Raw genomic sequence first — 22,339 nt, 5'->3', positions numbered from 1 at the left:
TGCGCGCCCGCGTAGCTGAATGATGAGTAAAGAAACCGCCGCGGCAGATCCTGCCGCGGCGGTTTTCATTGTGGCCTTGTTTCGAAGCCCTTGCCTAGCGCGGCTGGATGCCGTCGCGCACCTGGCGGAAGCGCGGAAACGCCTTCGGCCATTCGGTGCGCGTGGCGCTGGCGATGATCCGCAGCGATGTGCTGCCGGAGCCGAACCGCAGCCATTGCACGATCGTCACCGGCGTATCGTTCTTGCCGCTGACGGCGTCGATCCGCGTCTCGTATCCGGGCGAACCGTCGATGCGCATCGCTTCGCTGGAGGTGATGCGGGCCTCGCGCATGCCGGGAATCGACGCCGCCGACTGGCGCGCGAACCGGTCGCGATCCTCGGGCTGCGCCGGGCCGCTCGGCATCAATCCGATCACCATGTAGGGCGCGCCGTCGAGGGTGGTGTTTTCATCGCCGTCGGTCAGCAGCACCGCCGAACGCGGCGCCAGCGTGCGGACGGTTTTGAAATCGGCGAGGTCGGTGATGTTGAAGGCGAGCAGGTCGAGTTGTTCCTTGACCGGCACCTGCGCGCGTAGCGTGGTGGTGGCCAGCATCGTGCGGATCGCCTCTGCGGTGAATTTCTTGTCGGCGCCGTCGGCCACTTGGGCAATGACGTAGCCGGAGAATTTGTTGCCCGGCAGGATCAGGGAATAGTTCTGCACCTGGGTGCCGTCCTTGTCCTTGCCGCTTTCGCTGGTCAGGTAGGACTTGCCGGCGGCGGTCTGGAATTCCTCGGGCTTGATCGAGCCGTGCGGCATCGAATTGCCGCTTTTGAACGCGGCATCGACGGCATCGAATGCGCCCTCGGGAATTTCCGTCACGCCGATTTTGACTTTCTGGTCGGCGGTCTCGAAGCCGGTGAACTGGGTGGCGGCGGTCAGCCCGTCGATCGGGACCAGACCGACGTGCAATCCCGGCGGATAGACCGGATCGGCGGCGCGGGCGGGAACGGCGAGCGTGATCGAGGCAAGGAGGATCACGGCAAGACCAATCGCTGCGGCGGCGCGGAATCGGAGAATGTATTTCATGAAACCTGATTGCTGTCTCAATAAGGCCGTTCAATGGTCGGATATGGCCCTGCCCCGCATCCCGTTCAAACCCCGGCGATCAAGTTTATGGGATGGGCGCGGTCGGTGCTAGCCCGGCGGCTCGCCGAAAGCCTGAAAAATCATCGGCGATGCGATCAGCAGCGCCAGCAGGGCGGGCCGCGCACGGTCGGTCCTGATCGCGGACGCGAATCTCAGCGCCGCCATCGGCAGAAGCGCAAGCAGCGGCAGATAATAGCGCGGATAGGCGTCCATCAACCAGCCTGTCTGCACATGACGCTGGTAGCTGAACATGATGTGGGCTGCGAGCGTCAGTGCCGTCGCCAGCGCCCCGGCGGCAATGACGAGATCGGCCGGCGTGGATTCCCGCCGGACGACGGCGCGCAGCGACAGGGCCGTTCCGGCGAGCGACGTCAGCATCACGATCGCCGGGCAGATCAGGAGCACGTAGTGCAACGCGCCGCGCGGGCGAAGCGTCGGCATCCATTCCAGCAGCATCGTTTTGAGGAAGAACGCGATATAGGCGGGCAACGTCAGCCGCGGCTGATCGGCCCAGCCGGCGGCGCGTGCGGAGCTGCGCACCATCTCGGCCTGGGCCGCGGTGTCGGGCGCCGGACTGCCGTATTGCGCGAGAAAAACCAGATAGGGCGCGGCGGCGATCATCAGGCCGGCGAGCGCGATGACGAGGTGGCGGCGATGTGCCGGGTGATCGCACGCGATCATGGCCATGGTCAGCGCGAACGTCGTGCCGACAAGCAGCAGTCCGGTGAGTTTCGCGGCACTGGCGACGATCATGCCGGCGCAGGCGAGAAGCAGCGGCACGGTCGCGCGCGTCCGCGCGTAATCGTAAAGGCCAAGCATGCCGATCGCGCCGGTTGCGATGCACAGATTGTCGTTGTTCACCGCGCCCGCGAGTGGAGACAGCACCGGGACTGTCGCGATCATCACGGCGAAAGCGTAGAATTCGAGCGGAGCGAGCCGCATGCGCCGTCCGAGCACCAGCAAGGCGATCACGCCGGCCAGCGCCATCGCGACATTGATCAAACGGGCTGGCATCAGCGCGGAGGGATGCCCGGCGATGGCCGGCGCGATCGCGGCCACCACCGCGTAATAGAACGGCGGATGATTGAGGTAATTTTGTTCCGCCGTGAATTCGAAAGTCGCCGGATCGATCAAATGCATCCGCGCGAAACCGGGCCAGAACGGCCAGGGCGAGGCTTGCAGGGTGGCGGCATAGGACAGGTGCGCGACTTCGTCGAAGCCCTGGGTGACCGGCTTGCGCAGGGCGCTGCCGGTCGCGGCGAGCGTGAAAAGGGTGGCGATCACGATGGAGGCCGCGATCCATCCGCGTCTCGCCATCGGTCCGGAAGATGCGCGGGCAGCAATCATGGCCGGATGTTTGGAAGTTTCCGGTTAACATCCGCTTATATCGACGATCCGCCCCGGACCGGAGCAGGTCCGCCGCCGCCCGGCGTGGCCGGGTGCCGCAAACCCCTGATAAAATGGATCAACCGCGCAGCCGGTCCTTGCGGCCACCACCCCCCCTCCTATATGAGGCCTAGCGTCGCAGGACTGCGCGTTTGGGTTATTGGGGGTTGGGTTTTGGTGCGCCGTCAGGGCACAACCAACCTGCCGCAAAAAGAAGGATTTGAAGACCATGGGAAAGGTCATTGGGATCGATCTCGGCACGACGAACTCGTGCGTCGCCGTGATGGATGGCAAATCGCCGAAAGTTATCGAGAACGCCGAGGGCATGCGGACGACGCCCTCGATCGTCGCTTTCACCGACGGCGGAGAACGCCTCGTCGGTCAGCCGGCCAAGCGCCAGGCTGTCACCAATCCTGAAAATACCATTTTCGCCGTCAAGCGCCTCATCGGCCGCCGCTACGACGACCCGACGGTCGAAAAGGACAAGAAGCTCGTCCCCTACAAGATCGTAAAGGCCGGCAACGGCGACGCGTGGGTCGAGTCCGACAGCCAGACCTATTCGCCCTCGCAGGTCTCCGCTTTCATCCTGCAGAAGATGAAAGAGACCGCGGAAGCCCATCTCGGCCAGAAGGTCGATCAGGCGGTCATCACCGTTCCTGCCTATTTCAACGACGCCCAGCGTCAGGCCACCAAGGACGCCGGCAAGATCGCCGGCCTTGAAGTGCTGCGCATCATCAACGAGCCGACCGCGGCTGCGCTCGCCTACGGCCTCGACAAGTCGAAGCAGGGCACCATCGCGGTGTACGACCTCGGCGGCGGCACCTTCGACGTTTCGATTCTGGAAATCGGCGACGGCGTGTTCGAAGTGAAGTCCACCAACGGCGATACCTTCCTCGGCGGTGAAGACTTCGACATGCGTCTGGTCGGCTATCTTGCCGACGAATTCCAGAAGGAGCAGGGCATCAACCTGCGCAACGACAAGCTCGCTCTGCAGCGCCTGAAAGAGGCCGCGGAAAAAGCCAAGATCGAACTGTCGTCGACCACGCAGACCGAAATCAACCTGCCGTTCATCACAGCGGACGCTTCGGGACCGAAGCATCTGACGATCAAGCTCACCCGCGCGAAGCTCGAGGCGCTGGTCGACGATCTCGTCCAGAAAACCATCGAGCCGTGCCGCAAGGCGCTGAAGGACGCCGGCCTCACCGCCGGTGAAATCAGCGAGGTGGTTCTGGTCGGCGGCATGACCCGCATGCCGAAGATCCAGGAAGTGGTGAAGCAGTTCTTCGGCAAGGAGCCGCACAAGGGCGTCAACCCGGATGAAGTCGTCGCCATCGGCGCGGCGATCCAGGCCGGCGTGCTGCAGGGCGACGTCAAGGACGTGCTGCTGCTCGACGTGACGCCGCTGTCACTCGGCATCGAGACGCTGGGTGGCGTGTTCACCCGCATCATCGAGCGCAACACCACGATCCCGACCAAGAAGGGCCAGGTGTTCTCGACCGCCGAGGACAATCAGGGCGCGGTGACGATCCGCGTCTTCCAGGGCGAACGCGAAATGGCCGCGGACAACAAGATTCTCGGTCAGTTCGATCTGATGGGAATTCCGCCGGCGCCGCGCGGCATGCCGCAGATCGAGGTCACGTTCGACATCGACGCCAACGGCATCGTCAACGTGTCGGCGAAGGACAAGGCGACCAACAAGGAACAGCAGATTCGCATTCAGGCGTCCGGTGGACTGTCGGAAAGCGACATCGAGAAGATGGTCAAGGACGCCGAGGCCAACGCCGCCGAAGACAAGAAGCGCCGCGAGGCGGTCGACGCCAAGAACCATGCCGACGCGCTGGTGCACTCCACCGAGAAGGCGCTGGCCGAGCATGGCGCCAAGGTCGGCGAGCCCGAGCGCAAGGCGATCGAGGATGCTTTGGCCGACCTCAAGGAAGCCCTGAAGGGCGAAGACGCCGAGGGCATCAAGGCCAAGACCAACACGCTGGCGCAGGCGTCGATGAAGCTCGGCGAAGCGATGTACCAGCAGCAGGCTGAAAGCGATGCAGCCCGCGACGCCGCCAAGGATGCGGCGCAGGACGATGTCGTCGACGCGGAGTTCACCGAGGTCGACGATGACAAGAACAGTAAGAAGTCGGCGTAAAGACTGAGAGCGCCTGACGATGGCTCTCGATCCTCGCGAGTTTGTCGCCCCCGGGTTCAACCCGGGGGCCCATCTTCAAAGAGCGATGGATGGCCGGGCATGCGATCCGAAGGCGCACGATGCGCTTTTCCCCGGCCATGACAGTTGAGAAACTGATCCATGTCGACCAAGACTTGTTATTACGAGACGCTGGAAGTCGAGCGCAACGTCGATGAAGCCGGCCTGAAGTCGGCCTTCCGCAAGCTTGCGATGAAGTGGCACCCGGACAAGAATCCGGGCGATCCGTCATGCGAGCACAAGTTCAAGGAAATCTCCGAGGCCTACGAAATCCTCAAGGACGGCAACAAGCGCGCCGCCTATGACCGTTATGGCCACGCCGCTTTCGAGCAGGGCGGCGGCGGTGCCGGGCATGGCTTCGGCGCCGGTTTTGCCTCGTCGTTCTCCGACATTTTCGAAGACCTATTCGGCATGTCCGGGCGCGGCGGCCGTGGCGGCCGCGAGCGCGGCGCCGACCTGCGCTACAACATGGAAATCACCCTGGAAGAAGCCTTCCAGGGCAAGACCGCGCAAATCCAGATTCCGGTCGCCGTCACCTGCGAGCAATGCTCGGGCACCGGGGCCAAGACCGGCACCAAGCCGAAGGCCTGCACGATGTGCGGCGGCGCCGGGCGTGTGCGTCAGGCTCAGGGCTTCTTCACGCTGGAGCGGACCTGCCCCGGCTGTCAGGGCCGCGGCCAGATGATCGAAAGCCCGTGCCCGTCCTGTTCGGGTCAGGGCCGGGTGCAGAAGGACCGTTCGCTGTCGGTCAACATTCCGCCGGGCGTCGAGGACGGAACGCGGATTCGCCTCGCCGGCGAAGGCGAGGCCGGTGTTCAGGGCGGCCCGCCGGGCGACCTCTATATTTTCCTGTCGCTCGCGTCGCATCAGTTCTTCCAGCGCGACGGCGCCGATCTGCACTGCCGTGTGCCGGTGTCGATGGTGGCGGCGGCGGTCGGCGGCGACTTCGAGGTGCCGACGATCGACAAGGCAAAAGCCAAGGTGAAGGTGCCGGCTGGAACCCAGTCCGGCCGCCGGTTCCGGATTGCCGGAAAGGGGATGCCTGTGCTGCGGTCGCGCCAGATGGGCGACATGTACGTGCAGGTTGTCGTCGAAACGCCGCAGAATCTCACCAAGAAGCAAAAAGAGCTGTTGGCGGAGTTCGAAAAGCTGTCTTCGGGTGAAACCCAACCCGAAGCTGCGGGTTTCTTCAAGATGGTCAAAGACTTCTTCGGCACGCGCGCAAATTCATCGTGATATCGTCTTGACCGTTTTCGCTTGGGGCGATACCCATTTGTGAAGAAAATTTAAGGATCCCGCCCCGCAATCGGATCCGAATCGGTAAAAACATGCCTTTGCAATCCACCGCGCGTGCATTGAAAAAGCCTCTTCGTCTCGACGACGAAGTTCGATTCCTCCGCTCCTGGATTGAAAAGCCGCTGCACATGGGTGCGGTGATGCCGTCGGGCAAGGTTCTGGCCCGCACCGTGGCGCGTTACGTCGACATCAATTCGAAAGGCCCGGTCGTCGAACTTGGGCCCGGCACCGGCGCTATCACCGACGCGCTGATTGCCCATGGCGTCGAGCAGAAGCGGCTGGTGCTGGTGGAATTCGATCCGGGATTTTGCGCGCTGCTGCGCGAGCGCTATCCCGAAGCCAGGATCATTCAGGGCGACGCCTATCGCCTCGAAAAAACTCTCTCGGTGCTCGACGAGCCCGCCGCCGCCATGGCATCCGGCCTGCCGCTGGTGACCAAGCCGATGCTGACGCGCATGAAGCTGATGCGCGATGCCTTCCACAAGATGGCTCCCGGCGCGCCGTTCATCCAGTTCACTTACTCTGTCGTGCCGCCGATTCCGAAATCGCTGCCGGGTGTCCAGACCCAGGCCTCCGAACGGATCTGGATGAATCTGCCGCCAGCCCGGGTCTGGGTTTATCGCAAGGGCTGATGTGGCCCCTGCAGATTCGGGACCTTGCGGCAAACCGGTTTCCTCTTTGCCGCGAAATGCTCTAATCCTGATTCCATGGCTGTCCTGAAAATCCTTGTCATTCCCGGCTCACTGCGCACGGGCTCGTTCAACGCGCGGCTCGCCGCCGCTGCGGTCAAGGAACTCGCGCTGGCGAATGTCGACGTCACGCTGATCTCGCTCGGCGATTTTCCGCTGCCGATCTACGACGGCGATCTCGAGGAAAAATCCGGCATTCCGAAAAACGCCGTCGATCTCAAGCGCATGATCGAAGCGCATCATGGCGTGCTGATCGTCACGCCCGAATACAATTCCTCGGTGCCGCCGCTGGTGAAGAACACCATCGACTGGGTGACGCGGGTGCGCGACCGCAACGAGACGCTGGGTCAGGTGTTTCGCGAACGCGCGTTCGCGATCGGCGCAGCATCGGACGGCAAGTTCGGCGGCCTGCGCGTGCTGATGGCGCTGCGCCAGATTCTCGCGCTCGGCTGCGGCGCCACTGTGATTCCGCGCCAGATAGCGCTGTCCTTCGCAGGTCAGGCGTTCGACGACATGGATCGCCTGAAAGACCAGCGCGATGCCGATCAGCTTCGCTCCACGGTGCGGCAGTTGATCGACGTCGCCCAGCAAATGATGTGAGGTGTCATGGCGCAAACCATCGAGCCGCGCGACCGGCTGATCGTCGCTCTTGATATTCCGGGCGTGGCTGATGCCGAGGCGATGATCGCGCGGCTCGGCGACAGCGTGTCGTTCTACAAGATCGGTTATCAGCTCGGTTACGCCGGCGGCCTGTCGCTCGCCGCCGAACTGGCGCGCGCCGGCAAGAAAGTCTTCGTCGATCTCAAGCTACACGACATCGGCAACACCGTGGCGCGCGGCGTCGAAAGCGTCGCCAAACTCGGCGCGACCTTCCTCACCGTTCATGCCTATCCGCAGACCATGAAGGCGGCGGTGGACGCGCGTGCCGGATCGAACCTGAAGATTCTCGCGGTCACCGTGCTGACCTCCTATGACGATAACGACCTGAAGGACACCGGCTCGCGCTTCGGCGTCTCCGAGCTGGTCGCGATGCGCGCGCGTCAGGCCCAGGCCATCGGCATCGACGGGCTGGTGTGCTCGGGCGAAGAGGCTGCCAATCTGCGCGGCATCGTCGGCACCGGCATGTCTCTGGTGACGCCGGGCATCCGCCCGGCCGGCAATGCCGCCGGCGACCAGAAGCGCGTCATGACTCCGGCGCGGGCGATCGCCGCCGGCGCGGATTATCTCGTCGTCGGCCGTCCGGTGATGGAAGCCGCCGATCCGAAAGCGGCGGCGGACGCCATCGTCGCCGAAATCAAGGCAGCGCGCGGCGCGCTGTAACAACAAGGGAGGCGTCCATGGCCAAGGGTTACTGGGTTGCGCGCATCGACGTGCACGATCTTGAAGGCTACAAGCGCGATTACGTCGCCAGCAACGGCGAGGTTTTCAAGAAATACGGCGCGAAGTTTCTGGTGCGCGGCGGCGCCCATGAAGCCCATGAGGGCAAGGCCCGGTCGCGCAACGTCGTGCTCGAATTCAAGGACTACGAGACCGCGCTCGCCTGCTATCACTCGCCGGAATATCAGGATCTGATCAAGAAGCGCGCGCCTTACTCCGAAGGCGAGATCATCATTGTCGAAGGCTATGAGGGGCCGCAGCCCTAAGACTCTTATCGAGCAGCCGCCTCGCGGTACTGACAAAGCCTCGCCCGCCCGCTATACCGGCAGTTGATTTCAGAGGTTTTGATATGTCCGATATGCGGTTGATCGTGGCGGGAGCGGGCGGACGGATGGGCCGGACCCTGATCCGCGCCATTGCCGAGACGGAAGGCGTGACGCTCACCGGCGCGCTGGAAGCGCCGAGCTCCGAATTGCTCGGCGAGGATTCGGGCGTGCTGGCAGGGCTACCGCCGAACGGCGTCATGCTGTCCGGCGATTTGTGGAGCCTGTCGAAGGATGCTGACGGCATCATCGACTTCACGGTGCCGGCCGCGACCATCGCCAATATCGCGATCGCCGCCGAGCGCGGGATCGTGCATGTGATCGGCACCACCGGATTGTCGGCGTCGGACAACGCCGTGATCAAGAGCGTGACCTCGCGCGCCATCGTCGTGCAGTCGGGCAACATGAGCCTCGGCGTCAACCTGCTTGCCGCGCTGGTGAAGCAGGTGGCGAAATCGCTCGACGACGATTTCGACATCGAGATTCTCGAGATGCATCACAAGGCCAAGATTGACGCGCCCTCGGGCACGGCGTTTCTGCTCGGACAAGCCGCCGCCGAAGGCCGCGCCGTCAATCTCGATGCACGCTCGGTGCGTTCGCGCGACGGTCATACCGGCGCGCGGCATTCCGGCGACATCGGCTTTGCGACATTGCGCGGCGGCACCGTGACCGGCGATCACACCGTGATCTTCGCCGGTCCGTATGAACGTATCGAACTCACGCACAAGTCCGAGGACCGGATGATCTTCGCGCGCGGCGCGCTGAAGGCTGCGATGTGGGCGCACGGGCGCAAGCCGGGCCACTATTCGATGGCCGATGTGCTTGCCCTGAAACCGTCATAATAACAAAGTTACAGGAAGTTCACATGAGCGAACGTCTTCTCGTGCTGGTGCGTCATGGCCAGAGCGAATGGAATCTGAAAAACCTGTTCACCGGCTGGAAAGATCCGGACCTCACCGAGCTTGGCGTCAAGGAAGCGATCGCCGCCGGCGGCAAGCTGAAAGAGCAGGGGCTGTCGTTCGACATTGCCTTCACCTCGGCGCTGACGCGCGCGCAACACACGCTCGATCTCGCATTGAAAGAACTGGGTCAGAGCAACATTCCGATCATCCGCGATCAGGCCTTGAACGAGCGCGACTATGGCGATCTGTCCGGTCTCAACAAGGACGATGCGCGCAAGAAGTGGGGCGAGGAACAGGTGCTGATCTGGCGCCGCTCCTACGACGTCCCGCCGCCCGGCGGCGAAAGCCTCAAGGATACGCTGGCGCGCACGCTGCCTTACTACGTGCAGGAAATTCTGCCGTGCGTGCTGCGCGGACAGCGCACGCTGGTCGCGGCGCACGGCAACTCGCTGCGTGCGCTGATCATGGTGCTGGAGAGGCTGACGCCCGAGCAGATTCTCAAGCGCGAACTCGCGACCGGCGCGCCGGTTGTCTATCGGCTCAACGCGGATGCGACGGTGGCGTCCGTGAAGGATCTTGCGGGATAGGCTGCTTGAACTGTCATTGCCGGGCGGCATGACAGTTCACTATACGCTGCAGGCGTTACTGCCCCGCGGCTTGCCCGCTTTCCCAGCCGAGCATCGCACGCTTACGGGTGATGCCCCAGTGATAGCCGGTGAGCGCGCCGCTTTTGCCGATCACGCGATGACACGGGACCACGAACGAAATTGGATTCTTGCCCACCGCCGCGCCGACCGCGCGCGAGGCTTTCGGCGCATCGATCTTGCAGGCGACGTCGGAATAGGTGGTGGCGCGGCCCATCGGAATCTTCAGCAGCGTCTCCCATACCCGCACTTCGAAGTCAGTGCCGATCAGCACCACGCGCAGCGGCTGGTCGGCGCGCCATTGCGATGAATCGAAAACGCGGCCCGCGAGCGCAGCGGTCCCCGGATGATCCTCGACATAGGTCGCGAGCGGCCAGCGCCGCTGCATGTCCTTGAGCGCGGCGCGCTCGTCGCCTTCGTCAGCGAAAGCAAGGCCGGCCAGTCCGCGATCGCTGGCGATCACGATCGCGGTGCCGAACGGCGACGGGTGAGAGCCGTAATGCAGCGTCATGCCGGCGCCGCCCTTCTTCCATTCGCCCGGCGACATCGCTTCGTGCGTGACGAACAGGTCGTGCAACCGTCCCGGCCCGGACAGGCCTGAATCGTAGGCGGCGTCGAGCACGCTGGCGGAATCGCGCAGCAGCCGCTTGGCGTTGTCGAGCGTCAGCGCCTGCATGAAGGCCTTCGGCGTCAGGCCGGCCCAGCGCCGGAACAGATGATGCAGTTCGTCCGGCGTGACGCTGGCGGCATCGGCCATCGCCTCGATGGTCGGCTGCGTGCGCCAATGTTCGGAAATGAAGGCGATGGTCCGGCGCACGGCATCGTAGTCGCGCAGCGCGTCCTCGTCGCGCAACGGTCCCGCAAGACGCTGCGAGGTGGTTTGAAGGCTCATCGGTTCGATCTTGGACTCGATCTTGGTCATGGCGATGTTCATCATGCCATTGATGTAGGCGGTGCGGGTGATTGCAACCACCCGATTCCCGATGAGTTTCAGGTTATCGGATTGTAGGTCGGGCCGCGCCGGGCGGCTTCCAGGGCCTCAGACAAAGCTTTGGAAAAGCTTGCTTTTTCGTCCGATCCGAGAAAGTCGGCGATGACGATGCGGCGCCCGCGCGAGACCAGATACAGCTTTTCGATGCCGAACTCCGCGTGGCTTTTCTTGTCGAGGCGAACCCAGAGCGGATTGACCGACCATTCCATGCGGTGGCCGCGATGGCTGATGCGGGAGACGCGCAATTCCCACGGCGTCACGGTGATTTCCTCGCGGGCGGCAGCGCGGCGGAAATTAATCCGGAACGCCCAGTAGATCAGCAGCGCATCGAGGCAGAAAAATCCGAGCACCGGCCACGCGCCCATATGAAGAAACACCATGCCCGCAGCGAAGCTGACCGCCGTGAGTACCGTCATCAGAACAATGAAGCCGGTGCGGCTGAGCGAACGATGCGGGGTCAGTACCGCCGAGAACAGTTCGGGCGGCGTTTCCGGCCAGCTATCAAAGTCATTGCGGTCCGTCATGGTGCTTCATTATACCGGGATCATGGCGAAAAAAACGAGCGTTGCGACACCGGCGGCACGAGTTGGAAAAAAGACGGCTTCCACGCCCAAATCATTGCCTCAGCGCAAGTCCTCTTCGACCAAATCTTCCTTGTCCGCCAAATCTTCCGCGTCCGCCAAGCCTTCCTCGTCCACCAAGTCTTCGTCCAAGGCGGTGGGCCGTCCGTCCGCCAGAATCGCGCCGAAGATCAAACCATGGACTGCGGCCGAGGTGTTCGAGGCCTTTTCACGTTTCCGTGCGGCCAATCCGGATCCGAAGGGCGAACTCGAGCATCTCAACCCTTACACGTTGCTGGTCGCGGTCGCGCTGTCGGCGCAGGCGACCGACGCCGGTGTCAACAAGGCGACACGCGAGCTGTTTCCGGTCGCCGACACGCCGCAGAAAATGGTGGCGCTAGGCGAGGAGACGGTGCGCGACTTCATCAAGACCATCGGGCTCTACCGCAACAAGGCGAAGAACGTCATCGCCCTGTCGGAGCAACTGATCGCGCTGCATGGCGGCGAGGTGCCGCGCAGCCGCGAGGCGCTTGAGGCGTTGCCTGGCGTTGGCCGCAAGACCGCCAATGTGGTGCTCAACATCGCGTTCGGTGAACCGACGATTGCGGTCGACACGCACCTGTTCCGGGTCGGCAATCGCACGGGCCTTGCGCCGGGCAAGACGCCGCTCGAAGTTGAACTTGGCTTGCTCGAAGTTGTGCCGGACGAATTCATGCGCCACGCCCATCACTGGCTGATTCTGCACGGCCGCTATACATGCGTTGCGCGCAAACCTCTTTGCGGCAAGTGTATTATAAACGACTTGTGCAAATGGCCGGAGAAGTCGTTCTACACGGGCGCTTAGACCGGCACGCTGGATTTGCGCGCGGGCTGGATCAACTCCGGCCGCGGGCCAGATAGCCGCTTGTGCATGTGAACCATGAACGCCATGCCGAACACCGGCGTCGCGAGATTGACGATCGGGATCGACACGAAGGCGGCGATGAAAAGCCCGGCGGTGAACACCGTCGCGGCGTGCTGCTTGCGCATCAGCTTGGCGTCTTCCACGGACCGGAAGCGCATTGCGGCAAGCTCGAAATACTCACGCCCCAGAAGCCACGCGGTCGCGACGAAGAACGCGATGAAGCCGGCGCCGGCGATGAATACGAAGGGCAGCGCGATCAGATAAACCAGGATAGTCAGCAGCGCCGTCTTGGAGCCTTCAATGACGGCGCGGCCGACCGGCAGTGCCTGTCCGGCGCGCTCGGCGGGATAGTGCTCGCGCTCGACATGATCGGCGACGTCATCGACGAACACGCTAGCGACCAGCGATGTGATCGCCGGCATCAGGAACACCGCGCCGAACACGATGCCGAGTCCGGCGGCGATCGAGACGATCCACGCCAGAATCTCGATCGGCGTATGGAAGCCTGGCCCCAGCATCTGTTCGGCCCAGACTTCGCCGGAGCCGGCGAACCAGCTCAGCAGCCGCTGCAACCCGATGGCAGCGACCACGACCAGCACCAGCGCAAGTCCGACCGACTTCCACAGAATCGCGCGCATTGGCTGCGAAAACATCTGAGACAGCGCCTTGAGCGCGGCATCGAGCATCACGTGTTCCTCCCAAAACCCAATGAGAATTGGAGATCGCGAGGGGATTTCGCAAGGGGAATTCGCAACAGGCAAGACCAATCGATGTACGGCCAGAGTCTGCCGATGCCGAACCGGGCTCTGCATCCTTGCATGGCTCATCCGCATCTTGCGTGCGAACCATCGGCGGCTTGAGGCTTTCCTTCACATGCGGTGCCGCTCCGGGGCGTCCGCGAACCAACAACAACCATGACGGAGAGACAGCATGGCAGGTGTATTCGAGATCCAGGGCTTTGGATTCAAATCCGACTGGAATGGTGAGTTCCGGACCGGTGCGGCGCAGAGCGCGATGCAGGGGCTGGCAGCGACCGAAGCCAATGCCATTTCGATCTCGCCGCGTCTGTTTACAGCCAATCGGACGTCGAGCGATGTGATCGCCGACCCCGGCAAGACGGAAAGCGATGCCAATATTGCCGCCACCATCGCCGATGCTCATGCGCTCGGCCTCTCGGTGCTGCTGAAGCCGATGCTCACCGGCCTCGATGGAACCAATCAGGGTCAGCTTTTGCCGAGCGACACCAACGCGTTCTTTGCATCGTACAAGACTGAAATGCTCGATCTCGCCCGTGTCGCCGAGCAGTCAGGCGTCGAAATGCTGTCGGTCGGCAATGAACTCAGCAAACTGTCGGGCGATCAGTATCGCGATCACTGGGTCGACCTGATCGATTCCATCCGGTCCGTCTATCACGGCGAACTGACCTACGCCGCCGCCACCGACGAGGCGATCCATGTCAGTTTTTGGGACAAGGTCAGTGACATCGGCATCAACGCCTATCCGCCGCTGACCACAAAGACCGACCCGACCGTGGGGGAGATGGTCGCGGCTTGGAACAGCGTTTCCGCCAACGATTACTGGGCGGCCGCGATAGATCACAAATCGCCGGTCGAATTTTTCCACTCTCTGGCGGTGGATTTCGGCAAGCCGGTGCTGTTTACCGAAACCGGCTACCGCAGCGTCGACGGCACCAACATCGCGCCCGGCGGATGGAGCGGCAGCAGTACGCAGGATGTGCAGGAACAGCGCGACGCGTTTGAGGCGTTCTTCCAGGTCTGGGGATCGGAAGGCGGAAGCTGGTTCAAGGGCGCCCATATCTGGGACTGGGACCCCGACAACGCCTATTCGCCGACGGGATATTCTCCGATGGGGAAGCCGGCCGAACAGCTGATCACCGACTGGTTTGGCGGGAAAATTCATCCGCCGGGGCTGACGATCGATGGCTCACCGTCTGCCGATCTGATTGATGTCGGCGGTGGAAACGATGTGCTGTCCGGCAATGTCGGCAACGACATCATTCGCGGCGGCGCTGGCGACGATACCATCATCGGCGGTCCGGACGTAATTCCGCAGCTTGAGCATACGACCGTCACGGTGACCGGCTACAGCCCGGTGGTCGATGGCGTCGGTGCCAAAATGCAGGTGCGGGTCAATGGCGAGCAGGTTGGCGACACGGTTGAATTCCACCAGGCCGCGACATCCTCCGACTATCAAACCTACAGCTTCACGTTTTCAAATCCGGAGAGCGTCACTGATCTCGATTTCGCATTCATCAACGATGCCGTCACCGGCGGTGGCGACCGCAACCTCTACATCAAGGACATCACCGTTAACGGGGAACATCTGACAGCTTCGGATGCGATCAATCCGAGTTCGCCGGGCACCTGGAATCTCTATCAGAACAAGGCGGTGCACTACGATATGGATCACCGTCAGGATTTGTTCTTCGGATCGGCTACCGATGACGACACATTGGATGGCGGTCCCGGCCAGAACTTGATTCACGGCGGTGCCGGGAACGATCTCGTGAGTGGCGGCCCCGGGAACGATCAGCTCCATGGCGATGACGGCGACGATCATCTCACCGGCGGCGGCGGCAAGGACACCATCTATGGCGGCGCAGGCCAGGATGCGATCGAAGGCGGTTCGGCGACGGTCAAGATGTATGGCAATGACGGCAACGACACGCTCACCGGCGGCACCGGAAACGATTATCTGTTCGGCCAGAACGGCAACGATTGGCTGGCCGGAGGAGCGGGCAACGACTACCTGCACGGCGGCAACGGCAACGATGCGTTCGTGTTCGCGCCGGATTTCGGCAGGGACATCGTCGGCCAGTTTCACGACGGTGGCGGCACCGAAGATGTGCTGAAGTTCGATCGTGCTGTGTTCGCCGATTTCGAAGCGGTGCAATCACATATGAGCCAGGTCGGCACGAGCGTTGTGATCGCACCGGACGATCATAACTCTGTCGAGATCCAGAAAGCGAATCTGGCGAAGTTCGATGCTCATGATTTTTGGTTCGTGTGATCGAAAGCTGGTTTGCAAGCGGCGTCAGTCGACCGCTTCGAGTTCACGCTGTTGCTGTGCCGGACGATTGCCGTTCAGGGCGGGCTGTTGGGCCCCATGATCCGGCGCGAGCGTTGCCTCCGGGGCATCGATGTTGCCGGCGCTTTGGAAGATTCCCTCTGGAAAGGGATCCTCGTCGCCCGCCACCTCCTGAGGCGGCTTGGGTTTGTCGGCCCAGTGCAGCGTGGTGTAGTCGAACCCGCGCACGATGGTCGGTTTCACGATCTCGAAATAAGGCGAGATGTCGAAGTCGCGCGGCATATAGAGCGATGAATCACGGATGTGCAGGATCTCGCGCCTGGCCTGTCGGCTGCGGGCCTGGGTGATGCGCGGCAGAATTGGATAGCGCACCGCGCCGAACGCCTGCGCAATCAACGCCGAGCAAATGATCTTGGTGGGATCGCCTGAGCCGAGTGAGATCATACGCCGCCGCCAGCGCCGCGGAATCGGCAGCGGGATAAGATAGCGCATCAGATCGAGAATGTTCTTGGTATCGTAGCCGAAGCCGACGCGATTGATCGCGTAGCGGCACACCGTGGTGCGATCCTCGAACGACAGTCCGACCGGGCGGCAGACGCGGGTGTGATAGGGAAAATATTTCGACAACGGCGCCGTCGTCACGCCTTCGCCGACATAGGCCTCGATCAGGACGTGCGGTTCGCCGTTCGGCTCTGTTGCGCCGTCGATCGGGCCGACATAGAGCGCGGCGTGCGACCAGGTCGACTGGGTGAGATACTTGATGATGCCGGAGATGCGGTTGTTGCCCTCCACCAGCAGCACGTCGCCAGGCTCGATCAGCCCGAGCAACCGTTCCGGGTCGCTGGGCGTGAATGGCTGATATCCGGGAACTTCCTTCTGGAGGTAGCCCGCGATGATTTTTCCGGCCGTGTCGAGCACGAAGCCCATGGTATTCTCCCCGAGACGGCAACGCTTTCTGGCTGCTTGTCCTGCCTCAGTATTGTCGAAAGCAATTTCAATTTAGTTCATGCGCAAGGGCGACAAATAAATCAAGCATTCACCATGACCGTTGCGGCAAGAGGTTTGATGCGGCAAGTTCACGAACGTTCCCGATTTTGTTGAGATTTGGAAAACCATGACATGACAATTTCCCGCCGCGGATTTCTGGCCGGCTCCGCTGCCCTCGTGGCCCTCGGCACGCGGAGTGCCGGTGCGGTGAGTGCGCCATTGCCGCGCGATATCGATGTGGCGGTGATCGGTGCGGGCGCGGCGGGAATCGCAGCGGCGCGGCAGATTGCCGCCGCGGGCCGTAAAGTGATCGTGATCGAGGCGACAGGCGCGATCGGCGGACGATGCATCACCGACACCTCGACGTTCGCGGCGCCGTTCGATCGCGGCGCGCGCTGGCTTCATCTGACCGACGCCAATCCTGTCGCCAAGCTCGCGCGAGGGGCCGGCATCGATCTCGTTCCCGCGCCGCGCGGACAGCGAATCCGGATCGGGCGGCGCAACGCGCGTGCCGCGGAGACCGAGGATTTTCTGGTACGGCTGGTGCGCGCCAATCGCGCCATCGGCGATGCGGTGCGCGGCAAGGCCGATATGCCGGCTGCAGCGGCGCTGTCGAAAGATCTTGGCGAGTGGAGCGGTGCCGTTAATTTCCTGCTCGGTCCAGCCACGACCGGCAAGGATCTCAACGCGCTCTCGGCAGCGGATCTGGCGTCGATGCAGAATCGCGATCCGGCATCCGCCACGCGTCAGGGCCTCGGTACGCTGATTGCGAAGCTGGGCGAAGCGTTGCCGATCGTGCTGTCAACGCCGGTGACGCGGATCGTCTGGAGCGGGCGCAGCGAAGTGCAGATCGAAACCGCGGCAGGCACGGTGTCGGCGCGCACGGCGATCCTGACTGCATCGACCAATGTCCTTGCGTCGGGAAAGATCAAGTTTTCGCCGGACCTGCCCAAGCGGCAGTTCGATGCTGCTGAAAAGCTTAGCCTCGGCAGTTACGACCGCATTGCGCTCGCGTTCAGCGGCAACCCGCTCGGTCTCGCGCACAACGATGCGGTGATCGAGCAAAGCACGGACAATCGCACCGGTCTTCTGCTCGCTAATGTCAACGGATCGTCGCTTTGCCAGGTCGATGTTGCGGGCACATTCGGCCGCGACCTTGCGGCGCAGGGCGGTGCTGCGATGACAGCCTTCGCCATCGAATGGCTGACGAAGCTGTACGGCAGCGACATCGCCAAGGCTGTGGGAAAGACGGCGACGACGCGCTGGAATGATGCGCCCTATGTCATGGGCGCGATGTCGGCGGCGGCGCCGGGCGGACAGCCGTCACGAAAGATCCTGATGGAGCCGATGGGCAATCTGTTCTTCGCCGGCGAGGCGGCGCACGAAGCCCAATGGGGCACCGTCGGCGGCGCCTGGGAAAGCGGCGTGCGCGCCGGCGATGCGGTGCTGCGCAAGCTCGCCGGTGAGAAGGCCGCCCGCCCGTCGCGCAAGTCCCGTGGCTCCGAAGCTCACGCAGGGCCACGGCGCTGACAGCCGCCATAACCCGTAACGGATGCACGCCATGAAAGCGCTGATCTCGTGGTCGAGCGGCAAGGACTGCGCGTTTGCGCTTCATTGCGTTCGGCAGTCCGGCAAGATCGAGGTGGTCGGCGCGCTGACCACGGTTACCGAAACGTTCGGGCGCGTCTCGATCCATGGCGTGCGCGACGACATTCTCCGAGCCCAGCTCGATGCCGCCGGCTTGCCACCGCTGATCGTGCCGATTCCCTATCCATGTCCCAACGAGGTTTACGAGGCGCGGATGATCGATGCGATGGCTCACGCCAAACGCGAGAACATCACACACATCATCTTCGGCGATCTGTTCCTTGAAGACGTCCGCGCCTATCGCGCCGAAAAGCTGAAAGACACCGGCATCACGCCGCTGTTTCCGTTATGGCAGCGGCCGACGGCATCACTGGCGCGCGAGATGATCGCAAGCGGACTTGAGGCCTATCTGGCGACCGTCGATCTCGCGAAACTGCCGGCGTCCTTCGTGGGCCGCAAATTCGACGAAGCCCTGCTGGCGGATTTGCCGGCAGGCGTCGACCCCTGCGGCGAGAACGGCGAATTCCATACCTGTGTCACCGGCGGGCCGATGTTCCGGCATCGCTTGCCGGTGATGACAGGAGAGCACGTCGTGCGCGACGGCTTTGCCTATTGCGATCTGTTGCTGGCGCAACCCGGCGCGGATCGGCACGATAGATAAATCATCAACAAAAATGTCAGATACGAGTCCGGCCATCATTCGCACGTCGCGCGAAGCGTGCGTTTTATCCCCGCAGCGTACCGCCGGTTCTCTTGGTCACTTCGGCGATGATCTTCGCCGCGACGGCGTCGATCTCCTGATCGGTCAGCGTCTTGTCGCGCGGCTGCAGCGTCACGGCGATGGCCACCGACTTCTTGTCGTCGTCGATGCCCTTGCCTTCGTAGACATCGAACACCGACAGCGCGGTGATCAGCTTGCGATCGGCGCTCTGTGCCGCGCGCAGAATGTCGCCGGCCCTGACGTCGCGGCTGACGATGAAGGCGAAATCGCGCGACACCGGCTGGAACGGCGACAACTCCAGCGGCGGCCTGGCGCGCGTCGGCTTCGCCTTGGCGTCGGGAATGCGTTCGAGGATCACCTCGAATCCGACCAACGGGCCTTCGGCTTTGAGGGCTTCCAGTGCGCGCGGATGCAACTCGCCGAAATAACCCAGAACATTCTGCGGGCCGATCTGGATGGTGCCCGAGCGGCCGGGATGCAGCCACGATGGGCCACCCGGCACGACCTGCAACGCCTGCGCCGGCGCACCGGCAGCCGCGAGGAGTGCCATTGCATCGGCCTTGGCGTCGAACGCATCGACGGCCGCGCCGCCGGACCAGTGGCGGCCGGTGCCTTTCGAGGAGGCCAGCGCGCGACGCACGCCGCTTGCGGCGACAAGCTGATCTTCCGGCGCATCACCCTTGAACACCTGCCCGACCTCGAACAGCGCCACGTCGGGATAGCCGCGATCGGCATTGGCCTGCGCCGCCGCGATCAGGCCGGGCATCAGCGACGGCCGCATGTCGGACAGGTCCGACGCAATCGGATTGGCGAGCGTCAGTTCCGGCTGGCCGCCGCCGAACAGTTCGGCCTGCGGTTTCGAGACGAACGACCATGTCACGGCTTCGGTCATACCGCGCGCCGCCAGCGCGCGCTTGGCGCGGCGGGTGCGCAACTGGATCTGCGTCAGCACCGGTTTGCGCGGCGCGTCACCGCGCTCGAACGGTGTCAGCGGCACCCGGTCGACACCGACGATGCGCACGATTTCCTCGACGATGTCGGCCTTGCCGTGAACGTCACTGCGCCACGACGGCACCGCGATTTTCACCACGGGTCCGTTGCCGGCCACCATGAACCCGAGATGGGTCAGAATACGGCGCATCTCGGTCAGCGGCACCTCGATGCCGGCGAGGCGCTTCACCTCATCGAGCGGAAAATCGATGATGCGGTCGTCGCCGTGCGACTTGCCCTCGACCACGATCTCCGACGGCGTGCCGCCGCACAGATCCATCACGAGCCTGGTCGCCATTTCGAGGCCAGGCACCATGAAGGACGGATCGACGCCGCGCTCGAAGCGATAGCGAGCGTCGGAATTGATGCCGAGCTTGCGGCCGGTCTGGGCGATGTTGATCTCGTTCCACAGCGCCGATTCGATCAGCACGTCGGTGGTGTTCTCGTCGCAGCCCGAGGCTTCGCCGCCCATGATACCGGCGAGTGATTCGACACCATGATCGTCGGCGATCACGCAGATGGTTTCATCGAGCGAATAGGTCTTGCCGTCGAGCGCCAGCAGCGTCTCGCCTTCTTTGGCGCGGCGGACGGTGAGGTTGCCCTTGACCTTGGCGGCGTCGAACACGTGCAGCGGACGTGCGCGGTCGAAGGTCATGAAGTTGGTGATGTCGACGAGCGCGTTGATCGGACGCAGTCCGATCGAGGTCAGGCGCTTTTGCAGCCACTCCGGCGACGGACCGTTCTTGACGCCGCGCACGAGGCGCAGCGCGAACCCCGGACACAACGCCGGGTCTTCGATGGTCACTTTCACCGGCGAAGGGAATTCGCCCTTGACCGGCTTCGGCGCTGGATCCTTGAACTTGCCCATGTCGGCAGCGGAGAGATCGCGCGCAATGCCGTGAACGCCTGTGCAGTCTTGCCGGTTCGGCGTCAGGTTGATTTCGATGATCGGATCGCCGACGCCGGCCCACGCCGCATAGGGCGCGCCCAGCGGTGCATCCGCCGGCAATTCCATGATGCCGTCGTGATCGTCGGAGATCTGCAGTTCAGCGGCTGAGCACAGCATCCCGCGGCTTTCGACGCCGCGAATCGTGCCCACTCCTAACGTGATATCCTTGCCGGGAATGTAGGTGCCCGGCGGTGAGAACACGCTGACAAGCCCCGCGCGCGCATTCGGTGCGCCGCAGACGACCTGCACCGGTGCGCCGCCATCTCCGGTATCGACCATGCACACCCGCAGACGATCCGCGTTGGGATGCTGTTCGGCGGAAATCACCTTGGCGATGGTGAACGGCGCAAGCTGTTTCGCCTTGTCGTCGAGATGCTCGACCTCGAGCCCGATCATGGTGAGCTTGTCGGCGATTTTGTCCAGCGGCTCGTCGGTGTCGAGATGCTCTTTCAGCCAGGAGAGGGTGAACTTCACGACGACAATCCTCCCGCCAGCGTCGGCACGTCGAGCGGCTTGAAGCCGTAGTGATTGATCCAGCGCACGTCGCTCTCGAACATCTGCCGCAGATCGTTGATGCCGTATTTCAGCATCGCGATACGGTCGATGCCCATGCCCCAGGCGAAGCCCTGGTAGACGTCGGGGTCGATGCCGCAGGCGCGCAGCACGTTCGGATGAACCATGCCGCAGCCGAGAATCTCCAGCCAGTCCTCGCCCTCGCCGAAACGAATCTCGCCCTTGTCGCGGCGGCACTGGATATCGACCTCCAGCGACGGCTCGGTGAACGGGAAGAACGACGGGCGGAATTTCATGTTGACGTTGTCGACTTCGAAGAACGCCTTGCAGAACTCCGCGAGAATCCATTTCAGGTGGCCGAGGTTCGAGCCCTTGTCGATGACGAGGCCTTCGACCTGATGGAATTGCGGTGTGTGGGTCGCGTCGGAGTCGATGCGATAGGTGCGGCCCGGACAAATCACGCGGATCGGCGGCTTCTGTGACAGCATGGTGCGCACCTGCACCGGTGATGTATGCGTGCGCAGCAGCGGCCGTTCGCCATCCGTCTTGCGGTTGAAGAAGAACGTGTCGTGCATCTCCCGCGCCGGATGGCCTTCGGGAAAGTTCAGCTTGGTGAAGTTGTAATCGTCGGTCTCGATGTCCGGACCTTCGGCGATGGAGAAGCCCATGTCGGCGAAGATCGCTGTGAGTTCATCCATCACTTGGCTGAGTGGATGGATGCGGCCCTGTTCGCTCGGAGCCTCGCGCGTCGGCAGCGTAACGTCGACGGTCTCGGAGGCGAGCCGTGCGTCGAGTGCAGCATTCCTGAGAATGTCGCGGCGCGCCGTCAGCGCCTGGGTCACGGTATCCTTGGCGGCGTTGATCGCGGCGCCTTGGGTCTTGCGCTGCTCGGGCGACATCTTGCCGAGGGTAGCGAGCAGGGCCGAGATCGAGCCCTTCTTGCCGAGCGCGCCGACACGCACCGCTTCGAGCGCGGACTCATCGGCCGCGGCCGCGACGGCGGACAGGATTTCGGATTCAAGTTTGGCGAGATCGGACATCGCAAGCCCCAACGGAACGGTTTGTCAAAACCGTTCGGCGGGGATCAATCAGCCCAGCCGAACGGTGCGGGACGTTGCTACGTCCCGGTCGTGTCGGCCTCGTGCA

Annotated in this window: 20 protein-coding genes; 12 read left to right on the top strand and 8 right to left on the bottom strand. The window is 63.2% G+C overall.

Going from position 1 to position 22,339, the window contains the following annotated elements; translation table 11 throughout:
• Positions 1-94 precede the first annotated feature (94 nt).
• Complete coding sequence (locus tag ASC80_RS18730; RefSeq protein WP_056300396.1) at positions 95-1,066, bottom strand: hypothetical protein; 972 nt, start codon at positions 1,064-1,066, stop codon at positions 95-97.
• Positions 1,067-1,174: 108 nt separating this feature from the next.
• Positions 1,175-2,443, bottom strand: a complete 1,269-nt coding sequence (locus ASC80_RS18725) for a glycosyltransferase family protein (RefSeq protein WP_056300393.1) — start codon at positions 2,441-2,443, stop codon at positions 1,175-1,177.
• A 298-nt stretch (positions 2,444-2,741) separates the two neighbouring features.
• Between ASC80_RS18725 and dnaK the strand changes: the two genes are divergently transcribed.
• The 8 genes from dnaK to ASC80_RS18685 all read left to right on the top strand — a co-directional run bounded on the left by dnaK (position 2,742) and on the right by ASC80_RS18685 (position 9,886).
• A complete protein-coding gene (dnaK, locus tag ASC80_RS18720) occupies positions 2,742-4,655 on the top strand; it encodes a molecular chaperone DnaK (protein WP_056300388.1) in 1,914 nt (637 codons plus the stop codon).
• A 159-nt stretch (positions 4,656-4,814) separates the two neighbouring features.
• Positions 4,815-5,948, top strand: coding sequence for a molecular chaperone DnaJ (gene dnaJ, locus ASC80_RS18715; RefSeq protein ID WP_056300386.1), 1,134 nt, complete (start codon positions 4,815-4,817; stop codon positions 5,946-5,948).
• Positions 5,949-6,040: 92 nt separating this feature from the next.
• Entirely contained in the window at positions 6,041-6,640 is a 600-nt protein-coding gene (locus ASC80_RS18710) for a class I SAM-dependent methyltransferase (protein ID WP_056300384.1), read from the top strand.
• Positions 6,641-6,715: 75 nt separating this feature from the next.
• Complete coding sequence (locus ASC80_RS18705; protein WP_056300380.1) at positions 6,716-7,297, top strand: NADPH-dependent FMN reductase; 582 nt, start codon at positions 6,716-6,718, stop codon at positions 7,295-7,297.
• Positions 7,298-7,303: 6 nt separating this feature from the next.
• On the top strand, positions 7,304-8,017 hold the full coding sequence (pyrF, locus tag ASC80_RS18700) for an orotidine-5'-phosphate decarboxylase (RefSeq protein WP_056300379.1): 714 nt from the start codon (positions 7,304-7,306) through the stop codon (positions 8,015-8,017).
• A 17-nt stretch (positions 8,018-8,034) separates the two neighbouring features.
• Positions 8,035-8,340: a DUF1330 domain-containing protein gene (locus ASC80_RS18695; RefSeq protein WP_056300375.1), complete on the top strand. Its 306-nt coding sequence runs from the start codon at positions 8,035-8,037 to the stop codon at positions 8,338-8,340.
• 83 nt (positions 8,341-8,423) lie between these two features.
• Positions 8,424-9,239, top strand: a complete 816-nt coding sequence (gene dapB / locus ASC80_RS18690) for a 4-hydroxy-tetrahydrodipicolinate reductase (RefSeq protein WP_056300372.1) — start codon at positions 8,424-8,426, stop codon at positions 9,237-9,239.
• 23 nt (positions 9,240-9,262) lie between these two features.
• Complete coding sequence (locus ASC80_RS18685; protein ID WP_056300369.1) at positions 9,263-9,886, top strand: 2,3-bisphosphoglycerate-dependent phosphoglycerate mutase; 624 nt, start codon at positions 9,263-9,265, stop codon at positions 9,884-9,886.
• Positions 9,887-9,941: 55 nt separating this feature from the next.
• Here ASC80_RS18685 and ASC80_RS18680 read toward each other — a convergent pair whose 3' ends face one another.
• Both ASC80_RS18680 and ASC80_RS18675 read right to left on the bottom strand, forming a co-directional pair.
• On the bottom strand, positions 9,942-10,835 hold the full coding sequence (locus tag ASC80_RS18680) for a methylated-DNA--[protein]-cysteine S-methyltransferase (protein WP_056301027.1): 894 nt from the start codon (positions 10,833-10,835) through the stop codon (positions 9,942-9,944).
• Positions 10,836-10,933: 98 nt separating this feature from the next.
• A complete protein-coding gene (locus tag ASC80_RS18675) occupies positions 10,934-11,458 on the bottom strand; it encodes a DUF2244 domain-containing protein (RefSeq protein ID WP_056300366.1) in 525 nt (174 codons plus the stop codon).
• A 22-nt stretch (positions 11,459-11,480) separates the two neighbouring features.
• On the opposite strand from ASC80_RS18675, the gene nth reads away from it, so the two are divergent.
• A complete protein-coding gene (nth, locus tag ASC80_RS18670; protein ID WP_082512683.1) occupies positions 11,481-12,338 on the top strand; it encodes an endonuclease III in 858 nt (285 codons plus the stop codon).
• On the opposite strand, the gene ASC80_RS18665 is transcribed toward nth, so the two are convergent.
• A complete protein-coding gene (locus ASC80_RS18665) occupies positions 12,335-13,084 on the bottom strand; it encodes a sulfate transporter family protein (RefSeq protein WP_056300363.1) in 750 nt (249 codons plus the stop codon). The genes nth and ASC80_RS18665 overlap by 4 nt on opposite strands.
• Before the next feature lie 244 nt (positions 13,085-13,328).
• Here ASC80_RS18665 and ASC80_RS18660 point away from each other — a divergent pair, with 244 nt between their 5' ends.
• A complete protein-coding gene (locus ASC80_RS18660) occupies positions 13,329-15,428 on the top strand; it encodes a glycoside hydrolase family 113 (protein WP_056300362.1) in 2,100 nt (699 codons plus the stop codon).
• Positions 15,429-15,452: 24 nt separating this feature from the next.
• On the opposite strand, the gene ASC80_RS18655 is transcribed toward ASC80_RS18660, so the two are convergent.
• A complete protein-coding gene (locus ASC80_RS18655) occupies positions 15,453-16,373 on the bottom strand; it encodes a YiiX/YebB-like N1pC/P60 family cysteine hydrolase (RefSeq protein WP_082512661.1) in 921 nt (306 codons plus the stop codon).
• A gap of 192 nt (positions 16,374-16,565) precedes the next feature.
• Here ASC80_RS18655 and ASC80_RS18650 point away from each other — a divergent pair, with 192 nt between their 5' ends.
• Both ASC80_RS18650 and ASC80_RS18645 read left to right on the top strand, forming a co-directional pair.
• Positions 16,566-17,963, top strand: a complete 1,398-nt coding sequence (locus tag ASC80_RS18650) for a flavin monoamine oxidase family protein (RefSeq protein WP_056300360.1) — start codon at positions 16,566-16,568, stop codon at positions 17,961-17,963.
• Between the two features lie 31 nt (positions 17,964-17,994).
• Positions 17,995-18,681 (top strand): adenine nucleotide alpha hydrolase, encoded by a 687-nt coding sequence (locus tag ASC80_RS18645; RefSeq protein WP_244487314.1) that lies wholly within the window; start codon positions 17,995-17,997, stop codon positions 18,679-18,681.
• Positions 18,682-18,745: 64 nt separating this feature from the next.
• Here the strand turns inward: ASC80_RS18645 and pheT are convergent, their stop codons facing one another.
• Together pheT and pheS are read right to left on the bottom strand one after the other, a co-directional pair.
• Complete coding sequence (pheT, locus tag ASC80_RS18640; RefSeq protein WP_056300357.1) at positions 18,746-21,154, bottom strand: phenylalanine--tRNA ligase subunit beta; 2,409 nt, start codon at positions 21,152-21,154, stop codon at positions 18,746-18,748.
• Complete coding sequence (gene pheS, locus ASC80_RS18635; RefSeq protein ID WP_056300355.1) at positions 21,151-22,233, bottom strand: phenylalanine--tRNA ligase subunit alpha; 1,083 nt, start codon at positions 22,231-22,233, stop codon at positions 21,151-21,153. The genes pheT and pheS overlap by 4 nt, the downstream gene beginning before the upstream one ends.
• Between the last annotated feature and the right edge of the window lie 106 nt (positions 22,234-22,339).

The sequence above is a fragment of the Afipia sp. Root123D2 genome, assembly GCF_001425835.1.
Lineage (GTDB): Bacteria > Pseudomonadota > Alphaproteobacteria > Rhizobiales > Xanthobacteraceae > Afipia.
Note: the sequence above shows the minus strand (reverse complement) of the source record. Positions and strands in the feature narration are given on the sequence as shown.

Excerpts from the sequence above, each read along its gene's own strand:
- ASC80_RS18645 (WP_244487314.1), top strand. The coding sequence starts at position 17,995 with ATGAAAGCGCTGATCTCGTGGTCGAGCGGCAAGGACTGCGCGTTTGCG.
- dnaK (WP_056300388.1), top strand. The coding sequence starts at position 2,742 with ATGGGAAAGGTCATTGGGATCGATCTCGGCACGACGAACTCGTGCGTC.
- ASC80_RS18705 (WP_056300380.1), top strand. The coding sequence starts at position 6,716 with ATGGCTGTCCTGAAAATCCTTGTCATTCCCGGCTCACTGCGCACGGGC.
- dapB (WP_056300372.1), top strand. The coding sequence starts at position 8,424 with ATGTCCGATATGCGGTTGATCGTGGCGGGAGCGGGCGGACGGATGGGC.
- ASC80_RS18680 (WP_056301027.1), bottom strand. The coding sequence starts at position 10,835 with ATGAGCCTTCAAACCACCTCGCAGCGTCTTGCGGGACCGTTGCGCGAC.
- dnaJ (WP_056300386.1), top strand. The coding sequence starts at position 4,815 with ATGTCGACCAAGACTTGTTATTACGAGACGCTGGAAGTCGAGCGCAAC.
- nth (WP_082512683.1), top strand. The coding sequence starts at position 11,481 with ATGGCGAAAAAAACGAGCGTTGCGACACCGGCGGCACGAGTTGGAAAA.
- ASC80_RS18675 (WP_056300366.1), bottom strand. The coding sequence starts at position 11,458 with ATGACGGACCGCAATGACTTTGATAGCTGGCCGGAAACGCCGCCCGAA.
- pheS (WP_056300355.1), bottom strand. The coding sequence starts at position 22,233 with ATGTCCGATCTCGCCAAACTTGAATCCGAAATCCTGTCCGCCGTCGCG.
- ASC80_RS18665 (WP_056300363.1), bottom strand. The coding sequence starts at position 13,084 with ATGCTCGATGCCGCGCTCAAGGCGCTGTCTCAGATGTTTTCGCAGCCA.
- ASC80_RS18650 (WP_056300360.1), top strand. The coding sequence starts at position 16,566 with ATGACAATTTCCCGCCGCGGATTTCTGGCCGGCTCCGCTGCCCTCGTG.
- ASC80_RS18710 (WP_056300384.1), top strand. The coding sequence starts at position 6,041 with ATGCCTTTGCAATCCACCGCGCGTGCATTGAAAAAGCCTCTTCGTCTC.
- ASC80_RS18655 (WP_082512661.1), bottom strand. The coding sequence starts at position 16,373 with ATGGGCTTCGTGCTCGACACGGCCGGAAAAATCATCGCGGGCTACCTC.
- ASC80_RS18660 (WP_056300362.1), top strand. The coding sequence starts at position 13,329 with ATGGCAGGTGTATTCGAGATCCAGGGCTTTGGATTCAAATCCGACTGG.
- ASC80_RS18685 (WP_056300369.1), top strand. The coding sequence starts at position 9,263 with ATGAGCGAACGTCTTCTCGTGCTGGTGCGTCATGGCCAGAGCGAATGG.
- ASC80_RS18725 (WP_056300393.1), bottom strand. The coding sequence starts at position 2,443 with ATGGCGAGACGCGGATGGATCGCGGCCTCCATCGTGATCGCCACCCTT.
- pyrF (WP_056300379.1), top strand. The coding sequence starts at position 7,304 with ATGGCGCAAACCATCGAGCCGCGCGACCGGCTGATCGTCGCTCTTGAT.
- ASC80_RS18695 (WP_056300375.1), top strand. The coding sequence starts at position 8,035 with ATGGCCAAGGGTTACTGGGTTGCGCGCATCGACGTGCACGATCTTGAA.
- ASC80_RS18730 (WP_056300396.1), bottom strand. The coding sequence starts at position 1,066 with ATGAAATACATTCTCCGATTCCGCGCCGCCGCAGCGATTGGTCTTGCC.